Source organism: Mucilaginibacter sp. 5C4 (genome assembly GCF_034345625.1).
Taxonomy (GTDB): Bacteria; Bacteroidota; Bacteroidia; order Sphingobacteriales; family Sphingobacteriaceae; genus Mucilaginibacter; species Mucilaginibacter aurantiaciroseus.
In genome coordinates this window covers 3,780,147-3,795,736 of record NZ_CP133775.1, presented here as the reverse complement: position 1 = coordinate 3,795,736, position 15,590 = coordinate 3,780,147, and the positions used below count along the sequence as shown (strand labels likewise).

The following is a 15,590-nucleotide window of genomic DNA, read 5'->3' as shown; positions in this document are numbered from 1 at the left end:
GTTATTACTTGTCAAATAGTGCGGCCATTTTATGCAGATCTATGTCGGCATAATCATTAATTACCAAATCGGCCAGTTTGGTAACGGTTTCTGCGGGGTGGGCGGTGGTAATGCCAACTACTTTCATACCCGCTTTTCGGCCCGCCTTTAATCCCGAAATGGAATCTTCAAACACCACGCACTTTTCGGGTAGTGCATTTAAATGCTCGGCGGCTTTTAAAAATATCTGTGGTGATGGTTTAGGTTCGCTCACCATGCTACCGATAATTATGGCATCAAAGTGTTGGCGAATATGCATCGTCCCGAAAATAAAGTCCACATCTTCCATACTTGATGAGGTGGCTAACGCGATCTTAACCCCGGCGTTTTTAAGGTCTAAAAGAAACGTTTCAAGGGCGTTTATCGGTCGTAAAAAAGGCGTGAAATCTGCCTCATAAAAGTCCTTTTTTTCCTTGATCAGTTGCTTCATTTTGGCCTCATCGGTATCATCACCAAAATACTTTTTCAGGGTATTTAAAATGGGTACACCGCTAATGTTGGTCAGGTAAGTTTCCCTGCTCAACTCCGGCATATCATACTTTTTAAAAAGCTGCTGCCAGGCCTGGTAATGGTATGGGGTATTGTTTACTAAGGTGCCATCCATATCAAATATGGCGGTGGCCCCCTCTAAATCTCCCCCGATAGGGGAGACTTTATTATTTTTATTTGGGATTTGCTTATAGATCATTTATATTTTTAAGCCCTCGCTCACGGGGAGGGTTTGGGTGGGGCTTCCTTAAAACCCCATTTTCTCCTTCAATCCGCCATTTTTAGCCAAAAACTTGCCGTACTCAAACAGGTTATCTATCGGCGAACGCTGAAACAGGTCGAACGTTACGTTAACGCCTTTCTCAATGGCTTCATCGGTTTTCTCAAAACCTACAGAATCATCATTGATCCAGAAATTCAATACAAAGCCAAACTGCACCCATAGGGCATCCTTGTAGCGTTTGCTAAAGAATTTTCGGTCTGTTAGTTCTTGTGTTTCAATGCCTTCGTTCAAAATGTTTTCGGCGAAATTTTCGAACACGTCTTTGGTTGGTTCTAAAACCTTAGGTGTGCCCAGGCTGCGGTGCTTTTTAATGCTGTACACAGCAAAACTGCGGTTGCTTTTCAATAATTCAAAAAAGCTGTAAAAAAATGATAATGCCTTCTCTCGCGATGAATACTGCGACCAAACCTCCTGCGCGCGTACTTCGCTTAAGGTTTTAAGTGTAAGGTCGGCCCATACGCTTTGTTCAACAGCGTCAAATGATCCAAAGAAACGATAAAATTCTTCTTCGGCCATTTTGTTCTTTTTCGCAAATACATACACCGATTTTGGCTGTTGGCCGTCGGTCAATACATAATCTATATACGCTTTCTGGATACTTTCGGTAGTTGCCATACTATTGGGTTTTATGATATAAAATTAAATATAATCTTAATCTGATTTGTCATTACTATCTACAATTAAACGGTTGGCTTACAACCTTAATTTTACAAAGGCCTTAAGTTGCCAAGCCCACCATCAATACCTATGATCTGCCCGGTTAGCCAGCCGCTATGGTCGCTTAGTAAAAACTGGGTGGCAAAGGCAATATCATCCGGCATACCAATTTTACCAAGCGGGTGCCGTTTGGCTGATGCTTCCCGCCGCTCATCGGTGCTTAACAGGTTTTTGGCAAGCGGGGTATCGGTTAGCGATGGCGCAATGGCATTTACCCTTATTTGGTTAGAAGAAAGCTCGGCTGCTAATGATAAGGTTAACCCCTCAATAGCGCCTTTCGCCGCCGCGATACTGGCATGGAAAGGCATCCCCGCTTTTGCGGCTACCGAACTGTAAAGTACAATACTTGCACCACCCGCGTTCTTCAAAGCCTTAAGGCTGAGCCTGATGATCTCTGCTGCGCCAAGCACATTCAATTTGTAATCGTTTAAGAAATCTTCCTGCGTTAAACGTTGAAAAGGTTTTAGGTTGATGCTACCAACTGAGTAAACCAATCCATGGATAGTTTGCGGTAGTTGATTTTCAATAGTACTCAAATTATCTAATACATCGGCCTGGATATGAGTAACGCCCCCGGGCCAATCGGTTGCCGGGCCGCGCGATATATTAAATATGTTTGCTTCCTGTATGGCTAAATGCTTTATTAATGCAAGGCCAATTCCGCTGCTGCCACCTACTATCAGGATGTTTTTATTTTTTAAATTCATATATTACATAACACTAAGCAGTACTATTTGTTATAAATAATAATATGGCTCGGATACTTAAAGAAAACCTCCCCACAAAGCTTTGCCCCGTGTGTAAAAGGCCGTTTACGTGGCGTAAAAAGTGGGCAAAATGTTGGGACGATGTCAAATATTGCAGCGAACGGTGCAAGGGAAATAAATAATTACCATTTTTGTAATCAATCTAAATAAGTTTAGATCAGATGTTCATATGAGTGATAAAGTTATATTGGTTTGGTTTAGAAATGATTTGCGCATACACGATAATGAAATATTATCCGAAGCCGTGCGCAGGGCTGATAAAGTATTGCCGGTATATGTTTTTGATCCGTTCTACTTTAAAGCCAGTGCTTTAGGCGCGTTAAAAACCGGCAGTTTCCGTGCCCGTTTCCTCTTAGAAGCTGTTGCAGATCTAAGGGAAAACCTACAGGCTTTTGGTGCCGATTTGCTGATCCGCACAGGTGATCCTGCCGAAGTACTTACCCAAATAGCCGAAGAATACCAGGTGAGCGAAGTATACCATCACCGCGAAGTTGCACCCGATGAGACCGATGTTTCTGAAAGGGTGGAGGCCGCTTTATGGAAAATGAAGCTTAACCTGAAGCATTTCATCGGCCACACCATGTATCATAAGGAAGACTTGCCATTCCCCATAAAAGATATCCCTGATAGTTTTGTAACCTTTAAAAAGAAGGTGGAGCGCGATAGCACGGTAAGGCCAAGTGTGGTTAGTCCGGAGCAAATCCTTATCCCCGAAATTACCGATGCCGGCGAATTACCAACCCTTGCAGGATTGGGCGTGCCCGATGCAATAGACGATGCCCGTGCCGAAGAAAAATTTACTGGCGGCGAAACAGCCGCTTTAAAACAATTACATACCTACTTAGAGAACTGTATTCAAAATCAGGGAAAAAATGTGCGTAGCGCAGACTGTAATTCATCGGGTTTGAGCCCATGTCTTGCGGTTGGGTGTATCTCGCCAAGGCAGGTGTACTGGGAAGTGGTGAACTATCACCGAGATCACCACCTTACTAATACCGACCCGATAATGCTGGAGCTTTTGTGGAGGGATTACTTTCGCTTTATGTTTAAAAAGCATGGGCAGAAGTTTTTCCGTTCCGAAGGTTTTGGCGATGTGCCCGATACCGCCAATAACCAGGACGAGCTTTTTGAACAGTGGAAGAATGGCGAAACCGGTGTGTCTTTTATTGATGCTGCCATGCATAAGCTAAATGCCACGGGCTACATTAACAATTACAGCAGGCAAGCCGTTGCCAATTACCTAACCAAAGACCTGAAAGTCGACTGGACAAAAGGAGCGTTGTATTTTGAAGAAAAGCTGATAGATTACTCGCCTGCCAGTAACTGGGGCAATTGGGCTTTTGTAGCTGGGGTAGGTAACGATACTAAAAGCAACCGTTTCTTTAATGCGACCAAACCAACCGACCAACTGGATAGCAAAAGCGATTTTATAGCTACCTGGCTACCCGTTAACGCCGCTAAAATTAAAGCATAATATATAGACGGTATATTTTACGCAACAAAGCGCGAAATATACCGTCTATATATTATGAACTCATTCGAACAATTCACGATCATTATCGGCCTGCTTGCAGCTTTGCTCGAGGGGATAGCATATCTGCGCGAATTTGCGCGTAAAATTCTTCATTCAGGTTCAAAACATACCGGTTAGTTTCTTTTGAAGGTTTTGTCTAAAACTAATTGCATATTATTTCAGCATTTGAATGTATTATGCTTAATTTTGCTACCGTTTCACAACATTGGTTTCTCATGGATCGCCTAAATTATATAAATAGCGCCAACGCCGCTTACATTGACACACTTTACGAAACTTATAAACAAGACCCTGAATCGGTAGATTTTGGCTGGCAAAAGTTTTTTGAAGGCTTTGATTTTGGTAAAGATAACCATGTGGCCCCTGTAGTAGCAGTTGCCACACCTGAAAATTTGCTAAAAGAGATCAATGTGATGAACATGATAAATGGATACCGCACACGCGGCCATTTATTCACCAAAACAAACCCCGTACGCGAACGCCGCAAGTACTTTCCGGGTAAAGAGTTAGAAACATTTGGCTTAAGCGAAGCCGATATGGACACCGTATTTAATGCAGGTGTTGAAGTTGGCTTAGGCCCCGCCAAATTGCGCGACATTCGCGAATTATTAGAACAAACATATTGCCAGGCCATTGGTGCCGAATATACTTACATCCGCAACCCTATAAAACTGAAGTGGTTTGAGGACAGGATGGAAAGTAAACGCAATACCCCAAGCTTTAACGCCGACGAAAAAAAGCAAATGCTTGCCAAGTTGAACGAGGCTGTTGTTTTCGAGAACTTTTTAGGAACAAAATTCTTGGGACAGAAGCGCTTCTCGTTAGAGGGTGCCGAGGCTTTGATCCCCGCGCTTGATTCTGTTATCACAAAAGGATCTGAACTGGGTTTAGAGGAATTTATTATTGGTATGGCTCACCGCGGTCGTTTGAACGTGCTGACCAACATCATGGAAAAAACCTACCAGGAAGTGTTTACCGAGTTTGAAGGCAAAAACTTCGATTCGGAATCTCCTTTTGGTGGCGATGTTAAATATCACCTGGGTTATTCAACAGATATCGAGACCAAACAGGGTAAAAAGGTACACCTGAGCCTTTGTCCAAATCCATCTCACTTAGAGGCGGTTGACCCCGTTGTTGAAGGTATAACCCGTTCAAAAATTGATTTTAAATACAATGGGGATCATTCAAAGATCGCCCCGATATTAATACATGGTGACGCATCTGTAGCCGGGCAAGGAATTGTTTACGAGGTTTTACAGATGGAGAAACTCGATGGTTACCGCACCGGTGGTACCATTCACCTGGTGATAAACAACCAGATAGGTTTTACCACCAATTATAAAGACGCCCGTTCAAGCACATACTGTACAGATGTTGCAAAAACTGTGCTTTCGCCCGTGTTCCACGTAAATGGGGATGATGTTGAGGCATTGGTTTATGTAGTTAACCTGGCCATGGAATACCGCCAGGTATTTAACGAAGATGTATTTATCGATATCCTTTGTTATCGCCGCTATGGCCACAACGAGGCGGATGAGCCTAAGTTCACCCAGCCGGTATTGTACAAAGCTATCGAAGCGCACCCTAATCCGCTACAGATCTATAGTAAAAAATTAATAACCGAAGGTACTATAGACGATAAATATGTAAAAACGCTGGAAAAAGATTTCCGTGGCGAATTACAGAAAATGCTGGACGATGCAAAAGCATCAGACAGGTTTACCGATACCATCCCGATGTTTGAAGGCGCATGGAGTGGCTTACATTTAGCCAACCACAGCGAATTGATAAGCGCAGTTGATACATCGGTAACAAAAGAAACTATTACCGAAATAGGTAACAATTTAACGGTATTGCCTAAGGGTAAAGAGTTCTTCAAAAAAATTGAGAAATTATTCCAGGACCGTAACGCCATGGTTAACAAAACCGGCGTATTCGATTGGGCAATGGGCGAGCTGCTTGCTTACGGTACACTATTGAAAGATGGTTTCCCGGTAAGGTTAAGCGGTGAGGATGTTAAACGCGGTACATTCTCGCATCGCCATGCGGTATTAACCCTGGCCGATTCTGAGGACGAGTACACTCCGCTGGAAACCATTGATACCGAAGCAAAACTGAGCATCTTTAACTCGTTATTATCTGAGTACGGCGTATTAGGTTTCGAATACGGTTACGCCCTGGCTAACCCTAATGCATTAACCATTTGGGAAGCACAGTTTGGCGATTTCTTTAACGGAGCACAGATCATTATTGACCAGTACATTGCCAGTGCCGAAACAAAATGGCAGCGTGGTAATGGCTTGGTAATGTTGTTACCGCACGGTTACGAAGGCCAGGGCCCAGAGCATTCATCGGCACGTGTTGAGCGTTTCTTAGAGCTTTGCGCTGATGATAATATCCAGGTGGCTAACTGTACAACGCCTGCAAATTTCTTCCACATATTAAGGAGGCAGATGAAACGCAGTTTCCGTAAACCGTTGATCATTTTTACACCGAAGAGCTTATTGCGCAGCCCTAATTGTGTATCGCCACTTGCTGATTTTACCGATGGTAAATTCTATGAATTGATAGACGATAACTTTGTTGACCCTAAAAAGGTTAAACGCGTACTGCTTTGTACCGGTAAAATTTATTACGACCTGTTAGAGAAACAACAAACCGACAAACGTAAAGATGTTGCCATTGTACGTGTGGAGCAATTATACCCTACACCTGTACAACAGATCCTGAAAATTAAAGCCAAATACGATAAGGCTACTGAGTTTTTCTGGGTACAGGAAGAGCCGGAAAACATGGGCGCATGGCCGTACATTTGCCGCAAGTTTCATAACGATAAGTTGATGAACCTGAATGTGATCTCTCGTTTAGAGGGTAGCAGTACCGCGACAGGTTTTGCTAAACAGCATGCCGCGCAGCAGTTACACATTATTTCAAAAGCGTTTGAAGCACCTGCAGGCAAAGCGATTAAAGAAACCATCAAAAAAACAACAGAACAAATGGCTAATGCTGGTGCTGATTGAGGTAAGAGAATAGAGATTGGTGATTAGAGATTAGTTACCGTTCATATTTCCTTTTACAATTCATCACTCACAAATAAAAAACTACAACTAATACAATATGAGTTTAGAAATAAAAGTTCCGCCGGTAGGCGAATCCATTACCGAAGTAACCCTGTCAGCCTGGAAAAAAAAGGATGGCGACCAGGTAGAAATGGACGAAGTAATAGCCGAGCTGGAATCAGACAAGGCAACTTTTGAGCTTACCGCTGAAAAAGCCGGGACTTTGAAAATTGTTGCAGCCGAGGGCGATACATTAGCTATTGGCGCGGTTGTAGCCAGTATAGAAGATGGCGGTGCCGCTGCACCTGCCGTAGCTGCTGATATAGCACCTACAGCACCTGTTGCCGCTAAGGATGAACCTGCGAAAGCAGACAGCCCCGAAGCACCTGCTAACGCGCCTGCCCCTGCACCTGCGCAAGGCGGTTCATCATCATTAGAAATTAAAGTACCACCGGTAGGTGAGTCAATCACCGAGGTGACGTTGTCACACTGGATGAAAAAAGACGGCGATGCCGTTGAAATGGATGAAGCCATTGCCGAACTGGAATCTGACAAAGCAACTTTTGAACTTACCGCCGAAAAAGCAGGTACGTTAAAAACCATAGCCAAAGAGGGCGATACTTTAGCCATTGGCGCGGTAGTTTGTACCATTGAAGGTAGCGGCGCTTCGGCAACTGCTCCTACATCGGTTACCCCGGCTGTTGCCGATAAGGTTAACGAATCACCACAAAGCGCTCCGTCAAAAGGAACAACCTATGCATCAGGTACGCCATCGCCTGCTGCCGCGAAAATATTAGCTGAAAAAGGTGTCGACACTGCATCTGTAAACGGTACAGGTGTTGATGGACGCATTACAAAAGGTGATGCACTTAATGCGCAAAACCAACCCGCTGCTTCACCGGCACCAGCCGCTAAACCGGCAGCCGCTGCAACTCCTTCTGCACCGCAAGGCCCAAGAAGCGACCGCAGAGAAAAGATGTCGTCGTTACGTAAAACAGTTGCCAAGCGTTTGGTAGCCGTTAAAAACGAAACCGCCATGCTTACCACTTTTAATGAAGTGGATATGCAGCCAATAATGGAACTGCGTAGCAAATACAAAGATAAATTTAAAGAGAAACACGGCGTTGGCTTAGGCTTTATGTCGTTCTTCACCAAAGCGGTTACCGAGGCACTAAAAGAATGGCCTGCAGTTGGTGCCCGTATAGAAGGCGAAGAAGTAGTTTACAGCAACTTTGCTGATATTTCTATCGCGGTATCTGCGCCAAAAGGTTTGGTGGTTCCGGTTATCCGCAACGCGGAAAGCATGAGCCTTGCCGAAATTGAAAAAGCCATTGTTGTTTTAGCAGGCAAAGCCCGCGAAAGCAAACTGACTTTGGAAGAAATGACCGGTGGTACATTCACCATCACCAATGGTGGCGTATTTGGCTCGATGATGTCTACACCAATCATTAACTCGCCACAATCGGCCATTTTAGGTATGCACAACATTATCGAACGCCCGGTTGCCGTAAACGGACAAGTGGTTATCCGCCCGATGATGTACCTTGCCTTGTCATATGATCACCGCATCATTGATGGTCGCGAATCGGTAAGCTTCCTGGTAAGAGTTAAACAACTATTGGAAGATCCTGCGAGATTGTTGTTAGGCGTTTAAGCGTTTCCTTTTATATAGAATTGAAAGCCATCCGATACATCGGAGGGCTTTTTTTTCTATAATATGTCATTGGAGCGTAGCAACGTGGCAATCTCAGCATATCCGCTTGTAATCTGAGATTGCCACGCTATCGCTCGCAATAACACGAGGGAGAAGTTCCTACACCAACTTCCTCAAACTCATCATATACCCAATATGCAGCCCGTCATGAAACGGCAGGAAAGCAATTGCCTCATCAATACTGCTAACTACGGCACCGTAGCGGGTGGTCCAGGTGGGGTAATTGGTGAAGATGGCGGCGGCGTAATCCTTTTCAAAAGCATCCAGGCTGGTAATCAATCTTTCTTTTATATCATCTAATTGTTCCTGTGTTATTGGGCCTTCGGGTTTGCTGTCGGCTTTGTAGAGTTGGTAAAATCGCTCGTCCACTTCCAGGTCCGCGCGCTTGTACCAAATGCCTAATTGTGCGGCTACCAAATGCCCAAGGTTCCAGGCAATATTGTTATTAAAACCGGGTGGGATGGTGTTTAACTGCTCAAGGGTAAAATCTTTTAATATGTTTAACACCATCAGGCGGGGCTGACGGATAAATTCTAATTGTTTATCAAGCATGGGTATATGAATTAATTTTCTGAGGTCAAATCTACATAACCCCGCTGATTTGGCATATTGTGCTTGCCACTTTTATTTTACCTTTGCAACAATGCAGGCCAAAACAGCAATTCATCCTATCCAGTCTAATAAACCTATCTGGTATTTTATGCTGTGCTGGACGCTGCTGAACGCCATACAAGCCTACACCTTAGAGATCCATGCAGATGAAGCCTATTATTGGCTTTATTCCCGCTTTTTAGATTGGGGTTATTTCGACCACCCACCTATGGTGGCTTTATTTATAAAGGCAGGTTATAGCCTGTTCCATAACGAGTTCGGTGTACGCATACTCACCATTTTAAGCAACAGCGTATGCATTTACGTAATGTGGCTGATGGTGAAGCAATACGGTGTAAAAGCGAAGTGGTTTATCCTGCTGGTTTCGGGGCTGTTCATCTTCCATATTTATGGGTTTACCACCACGCCGGATGTGCCGCTGTTTTTATTCACCGTGCTGTTTTACTACGTGTACAAAAAGTACCTGAAGGATGATGATTTAAAATATGCCTTGCTGCTGGCAATCATCATCGCCTGCTTATTATACAGTAAATATCATGGAGTTTTACTTATTGTATTTACGCTTGCATCCAATATATTATTGTTAAAACGCAGATCCTTTTGGTTGATTGTTTTGGGTGCGATTGTGCTGTTCATCCCGCATATTTGGTGGCAGGTTAGTCATGGCTACCCATCTGTAAAATATCATCTTTTCGAGCGTAATGGTTCTGATTATAGCTTTGCCCGTGTGGGCGACTACATTCCAGCGCAATTGGCTATGGGCGGCCCGCTTATTGGCTGGTTTGTTTTTTATGCCGCTTTTAGGAACCGCATTACCGATGTGTTTACCCGCACACTGGTAGTGAATGCTGCAGGTACATTTATCTTCTTTCTGCTAAGCACAATTAAAGGCGGGGTAGAAGCGCACTGGACACTTATAGCCTTTGTACCGCTGGTAATGTTGGCGCTCATCTATATTACCAAACAAAACAAGCCATACAAATGGTTGAGCATTTTAGCCATCATCAACATTGTTTTTATTGTAGGTCTGCGGATAGGCATAATGTTTGGCCCGGCGATACTGAAAAAACCTTTACAGTTGCGCAGTTATTATGGCTTTAAAGATTGGGCGCACAAGATAAAGGAGAAAGCCGGCGACAGCTATGTAGTATTCAGTGAAGGTTTTCAAAACCCAAGCAAGTACGATTTTTATAATAACACTACTAAAGGTTTCAGTTACGACGCCCGCGATTATCGCCGCACGCAGTTCAGCATTTGGCCAATTGAGGATAGCCTGCAGCGTAAACGTGTATACCTGGTGCTGAACTATTACAACAAAGGTGTAGTTAAAGATACCATCCAGAACGAGGCCGGTACCTGGTATGGCGGCTGGGTTGATGATGTGCGTACCTATCAAAAGATCATAATAGACACCAAGCCAAAAACTATTACTGCCAAACCGGGGCAAAAAGTGGAATTTGACCTTTCTATAACCAACCCTTATCCGTTTGCGGTTAATTTTACCAACGTTGGCTACAAACACCCGGTGTATTTTGAAACCTGCTTTTTTGAACATACTACGCAGGTGAAAGTACAGACTGCCGACAGTACTTTTAATAAAATAGCCTTACAGAAAAATCAAAGCACCGGTTATAAGGTAATAGCGACAGCGCCAACAGAAAAAGGTACATTTGACCTGTTCTTTTCGCTACGTACCGAGCCGTTTACAGGTAGCAGGAACAGCCGGATAATAAAATTTGTAGTTGAATAACAACGATATAGCATGATCAGAAAGATATACTTAGCTTTATTAGTAACCATTTTAGCTGCCGGTGCGTTAAGCGCCCAAAATGTAGATTTCCACCTGAACGGGATGGGCTTTTTTGATAACCGCGAATACAAGGATTTTGTCGCACGTTCGCGTACCTATTCGGGTGTGCGTATCGCAGCGGATGTTGGGTTTAATATCGATAGCAATAACCACTTTATTTTTGGTGCAAATGCCCTGCACGAGTTTGGGGGTAACCCGTTTTTTGTGCGTGTAAACCCGGTTGCTTACTATAGCTATACCGGTAAAAACTGGTTATTTAATGCAGGTGCGTTTAGTCGGGAAGGTTTACTGACAGATTACCCGCGTGCTATGTTGAACGATACCCTGCGTTACTTTCGCCCCAATGTAGAGGGTTTGCTAACGCGATTTAAGAGTAACCACGTTACCGAAACCGTTTGGATAGACTGGGTGAGCCGGCAAACCAATACTGATAGGGAACAGTTCCTTTTCGGCTTCTCTGGTAAGTATCAACCATCATTAAATAGTCCGTTTTATGTATCGCATTATTTCTTTTTACTGCATGATGCCGGCGCGGCTATACTACTGCCTAATGACCATATCCAGGACAATGGCGCTGCCCAGGTAAAAATTGGAGCCGATCTTAGCCATAGGACATTTCTTGATTCCTTAAGCATTGAGGCCGGTGGTATGCTGTCATTAGAACGCACAAGGGGCGTGGACGATTTCCAAAAGCCTAAAGGTTTTGTTGCCAATGCGTATTTGAGTTACAAACGTTTTGCCCTGTTTGATGAATTTTACAAAGGGGATGGCCATCGCATCCTTTTTGGTGACGCCTTTTATGAGAAAAGCACTTACAACCGTTTAGATATTATTTACACCCCATTCATCGCCAAAGGCTTAAAAGGCCAGTTTGTATTTAGCCTGCACAATACCCCGGGCTACAGCAGCAACCAGGAAGCTTTCCGTTTGATATATGATATCGGCAGGAAGAATTTGGTGAAGTTTAAGGATTAGGGTATCCTTTTTGTCATGCTGAACTATAGCGAGCATCTATTGGCCGCCTTATATGATGTACATTGGGTCCTTCGCTATCGCTCAGGATGGCAAAGTTTTTTATATTCGCGGTCATACACTATTTCCTATGAAAAAAGCATTAACCGTACTTCTACTCATCACCATATTAATTCCTTGCAAGCTCTTCGCGCAGGATAACCGTTTTTCGGGATGGGCGGCATTGTTTCATTCGCAGAAGTTTTCTGATAAATGGGGGATGTCGTTTGATGCGCAGTTTCGGTCGGCTAATCATTACGATTATTTGCAGAACGTGTTACTTCGCCCATCTGTAAATTATTATTTCGATAATAATAAAATGGCGGCTTTGGGTTATGCCTATATCGCTACCAATAATAAAGTTGCCGGTGTGGAAACCTTTAGGCCCGAGAGCCGTATTTGGGAACAGCTTATCATCAACACCAAAATAAGTAAAGCAACTACATTGCAGCACCGCTTTAGGTTAGAGCAGCGTTTCCTTGGCAATACCACCGCAAAAAACGACCATTATTTTGCCCAGCGTCTGCGTTATTTTGCAAGGGCTGTAGTGCCACTTAAAAAAACAGATGCATTTACTAAAGGCATGTTCCTTGGTTTGCAGAACGAGATTATGGTTAACGTTCAAAACAACCAAAAAGTAAACAAGCACTTCTTCGACCAAAATCGTGCTTATGTAGCCTTGGGTTACCGCCTGCATAAAAAAGCGGATATTGAGTTTGGCTACCTTAACCAGTTTGTACAGCAGGCATCAGCCACCTATTTTAACCATGTATTGCAAGCCGCTATTTATACGAGGTTATAAATGAGTTTTGGTTCAGTTCCCCTCCTGAGAGGGCGCGCGCGGGAATGTGTGATGGAAGGGGTGTGTTTTTCGCGCGAATAACACACCCCTAACCCCTCTCAAGAGGGGATTTTTTTATTAACTTGCACTATGCCGCAGCTTAGTACCGATCAGCATATTCGCCAGCTGGCCAACCTGGAACTGCTTGCCCGGCAGGTAGTAGAGGGTTTTATAACCGGTTTGCACCAAAGCCCGTTTCATGGGTTTTCGGTAGAGTTTGCCGAACACAGGCTATACAATAACGGCGAATCTGTAAAGAACATCGATTGGAAACTACTTGCCCGCACCGATAAGCTTTTTGTAAAACAGTTTGAGGAAGAAACCAACCTGCGCTGTTATTTGCTGCTTGATACTTCCTCAAGTATGAACTTTCCGGCAGATGGGATCAATAAGCTGCAATTTTCAGTATACGCCATTGCTTCGCTGATATACCTTTTTAAGAAACAAAGGGACGCGTTTGGGTTGTGTTTATTTTCGGATAAGATGGATTGGATGAGCCCGGCGAGATCTACATCAAGCCATATGTTCCGTTTGTATGCGGAGTTGGAAAAGGCTTACGATAACCCTAGGCAAAACACGCCTACCAATATTACACAAGTACTGCACCATATCGCCGGCGAAATCCACCAACGATCTATGGTGATTGTTTTTAGCGATATGCTGGAGAATAGCCTCAACCCCGAAAAAATGCAACAGCTTTTCGCGGCCATTCAGCATTTGAAATATAAAAAACACGAAGTAGTGATATTTAACGTTACCAGTAAAAGGCAAGAGATTGATTTTGACTTTGATAACCGCCCGCACCATTTTGTAGATATCGAAACCGGTACCGAGGTGCGCGTGCATCCAAACAAGATCCGCGACAGCTACCAATCGGCACTAAAAGAATACCGTCATCAACTGGAGCTAAAGTGCGCCCAGCATCACATCCAGTTAGTGGATGCCGATATTGAACAGGGTTATAACGAGATCCTGAAAACCTATCTTATCAAAAGAAACAGCATGATTTAAACTACCGTGCTTTTTATCGGTCTGGTATTTGTGCACCTTTGAATAATAATCGGCCAAATCTGAAATTTTAAACGGTTATTTGGTGAGTTACTGTAATATTTACAGCCTTTAACAAGCTTTATTAAATTGCTCAAATCAATTTAGCAGGCATAGTTTTAATGACTAAACGCATATTTTAAGTATGAGACTTTCTGTAGAACGAAAACCAATAAGAGTAAATCCCGATCCAAAACGTGTAATAGCGCGCTTTTTTTTCAATGGAAACGACCGGGCCAAGGAAGTCCTGGAGCGTGTAATGGGCATAAGTGAAGAAACGGCCTTTGGCATTGTTTCGCCTTTATTGCAAGAATATTCTAAACGCCACCGTAATATAACCCGTGTGCTTAACCGCCATTGCAGTAAGCTAAAACCGCTTATTGCCGAACTGGGGATAGATTTTGATACCCTAACCGTGTACCGCAAGCTGCTTATCGGCTCGTACTTTACGCACGAGTACTCTATCGAATCGGCGGCATTTTTCAACCCATCTATCGTAGAAGACCCCGATCAAACCGAAATGGAAGATGGGCAACGCCGCGTTATTATCAGCTTTAGGGCAGTGGGCGAGGGGCACATCTCCTCAATTACCTTCCGCAGGGCTTTGATCGATAAGAATAATCAAATTACGGTATTACCCGCAGGTAGTTATATTGATGAGGCCGAGATTGTAAGAAACGCGGTTTACAATAAAAAACTGTTTTTGGATAAGGCTGCCATCACCCAGATAGATATCAGTGTGCTGAAGGAGCTGGAAGATAAACTCGACCATCACTTTGAATACTCTAACCTGCGCCGCATTATCCTCGATTCGCAAAAGATCCAGGAGAATGATAATATGCGCCTGGAATACGATAAAGTGCTTTGGCTGGCCGACTCCTACTACGAGATCGTTTTCTCATTAGATACGGATATCTCCGATAGGGTTATTTTCCCGATCTCAGAATATGAGCGAAAAGGTATTGAGGATGCCCGTTTTGTTAAGTTTTTTAATGAAGACGGCACTTACGCTTATTATGCCACGTATACCGCATATGATGGCTCGCTGATAATGCCTAAGCTGTTGCAAACCACCGATTTTTACAACTTTAAAATAATGCCTTTGTATGGTGCCGGTGCGCAGAATAAAAACTTGGCATTGTTCCCCCGTAAAATTAACGGCAAATATGCCATGATCTCCCGTATCGACGGGTGCAATAACTATATCATGTACTCCGATAAGATAAACATTTGGGAAAAGCCAGATTTGCTGCAAAAGCCCAAATTTACATGGGAGTTTGTACAGATAGGTAATTGCGGTTCGCCGATTGAAACCAAAGATGGCTGGATAGTGATCACTCACGGTGTGGGCCCAATGCGCCGTTATGTACTTGGTGCAAGTTTACTGAAGTTAGATGACCCGACTGTAGAGATAGGCCGCCTGAAAGAGCCTTTGCTTGTCCCTAACAGTGATGAGCGCGAAGGTTACGTACCAAACGTATTATACTCTTGCGGTGCTATTGTGCATAACAATAAACTTATTATTCCTTACGGTATCTCCGATTCATCAACCTCATTTGCTGAGGTTGACCTGGACGAATTGCTGGCTAAGTTTAAGGAAGATGGAATAGATTAATTTTGAGGTGAAAGGTTTTCTTCAACAAGAATAGCGGTGAGATAACCTCATC

At 43.7% G+C, this 15,590-nt stretch carries 14 protein-coding genes; 10 read left to right on the top strand and 4 right to left on the bottom strand.

From position 1 onward, the window contains the following. Positions 1-4: 4 nt before the first annotated feature. The 3 genes from RHM67_RS17830 to RHM67_RS17820 form a co-directional block, all read right to left on the bottom strand. Entirely contained in the window at positions 5-727 is a 723-nt protein-coding gene (locus RHM67_RS17830; protein WP_322228472.1) for an HAD family phosphatase, read from the bottom strand. A gap of 48 nt (positions 728-775) precedes the next feature. After that, positions 776-1,426 (bottom strand): TetR family transcriptional regulator C-terminal domain-containing protein, encoded by a 651-nt coding sequence (locus RHM67_RS17825; RefSeq protein ID WP_322228470.1) that lies wholly within the window; start codon positions 1,424-1,426, stop codon positions 776-778. Between the two features lie 92 nt (positions 1,427-1,518). Then, the gene (locus tag RHM67_RS17820; RefSeq protein WP_322228469.1) at positions 1,519-2,235 is read right to left on the bottom strand and encodes an SDR family oxidoreductase; all 717 of its coding nucleotides are present in this window, start codon (positions 2,233-2,235) and stop codon (positions 1,519-1,521) included. A gap of 44 nt (positions 2,236-2,279) precedes the next feature. Here RHM67_RS17820 and RHM67_RS17815 point away from each other — a divergent pair, with 44 nt between their 5' ends. The 5 genes from RHM67_RS17815 (at position 2,280) to odhB (ending at position 8,542) form a co-directional block, all read left to right on the top strand. Next, positions 2,280-2,417: a DUF2256 domain-containing protein gene (locus RHM67_RS17815; RefSeq protein WP_322228466.1), complete on the top strand. Its 138-nt coding sequence runs from the start codon at positions 2,280-2,282 to the stop codon at positions 2,415-2,417. Positions 2,418-2,464: 47 nt separating this feature from the next. Continuing rightward, positions 2,465-3,769, top strand: coding sequence for a DASH family cryptochrome (locus RHM67_RS17810; protein ID WP_322228463.1), 1,305 nt, complete (start codon positions 2,465-2,467; stop codon positions 3,767-3,769). A gap of 54 nt (positions 3,770-3,823) precedes the next feature. Then, positions 3,824-3,946, top strand: a complete 123-nt coding sequence (locus RHM67_RS17805) for a hypothetical protein (protein ID WP_322228462.1) — start codon at positions 3,824-3,826, stop codon at positions 3,944-3,946. A 98-nt stretch (positions 3,947-4,044) separates the two neighbouring features. Then, the gene (locus tag RHM67_RS17800; RefSeq protein ID WP_322228461.1) at positions 4,045-6,849 is read left to right on the top strand and encodes a 2-oxoglutarate dehydrogenase E1 component; all 2,805 of its coding nucleotides are present in this window, start codon (positions 4,045-4,047) and stop codon (positions 6,847-6,849) included. A gap of 97 nt (positions 6,850-6,946) precedes the next feature. Further along, complete coding sequence (gene odhB / locus RHM67_RS17795) at positions 6,947-8,542, top strand: 2-oxoglutarate dehydrogenase complex dihydrolipoyllysine-residue succinyltransferase (protein ID WP_322228459.1); 1,596 nt, start codon at positions 6,947-6,949, stop codon at positions 8,540-8,542. A gap of 159 nt (positions 8,543-8,701) precedes the next feature. Here the strand turns inward: odhB and RHM67_RS17790 are convergent, their stop codons facing one another. Beyond that, positions 8,702-9,154, bottom strand: a complete 453-nt coding sequence (locus tag RHM67_RS17790; RefSeq protein ID WP_322228458.1) for a DinB family protein — start codon at positions 9,152-9,154, stop codon at positions 8,702-8,704. A 91-nt stretch (positions 9,155-9,245) separates the two neighbouring features. Here RHM67_RS17790 and RHM67_RS17785 point away from each other — a divergent pair, with 91 nt between their 5' ends. From RHM67_RS17785 to RHM67_RS17765, 5 genes are all read left to right on the top strand, one after another. Next, complete coding sequence (locus tag RHM67_RS17785; protein WP_322228456.1) at positions 9,246-10,964, top strand: ArnT family glycosyltransferase; 1,719 nt, start codon at positions 9,246-9,248, stop codon at positions 10,962-10,964. Positions 10,965-10,976: 12 nt separating this feature from the next. Then, a complete protein-coding gene (locus RHM67_RS17780; RefSeq protein WP_322228453.1) occupies positions 10,977-11,999 on the top strand; it encodes a hypothetical protein in 1,023 nt (340 codons plus the stop codon). Between the two features lie 127 nt (positions 12,000-12,126). Continuing rightward, a complete protein-coding gene (locus RHM67_RS17775; RefSeq protein ID WP_322228450.1) occupies positions 12,127-12,837 on the top strand; it encodes a DUF2490 domain-containing protein in 711 nt (236 codons plus the stop codon). 129 nt (positions 12,838-12,966) lie between these two features. Continuing rightward, complete coding sequence (locus RHM67_RS17770; RefSeq protein WP_322228448.1) at positions 12,967-13,887, top strand: DUF58 domain-containing protein; 921 nt, start codon at positions 12,967-12,969, stop codon at positions 13,885-13,887. 181 nt (positions 13,888-14,068) lie between these two features. Then, positions 14,069-15,538, top strand: coding sequence for a glycoside hydrolase family 130 protein (locus RHM67_RS17765; RefSeq protein WP_322228446.1), 1,470 nt, complete (start codon positions 14,069-14,071; stop codon positions 15,536-15,538). The last annotated feature ends 52 nt before the right edge of the window (positions 15,539-15,590 follow it).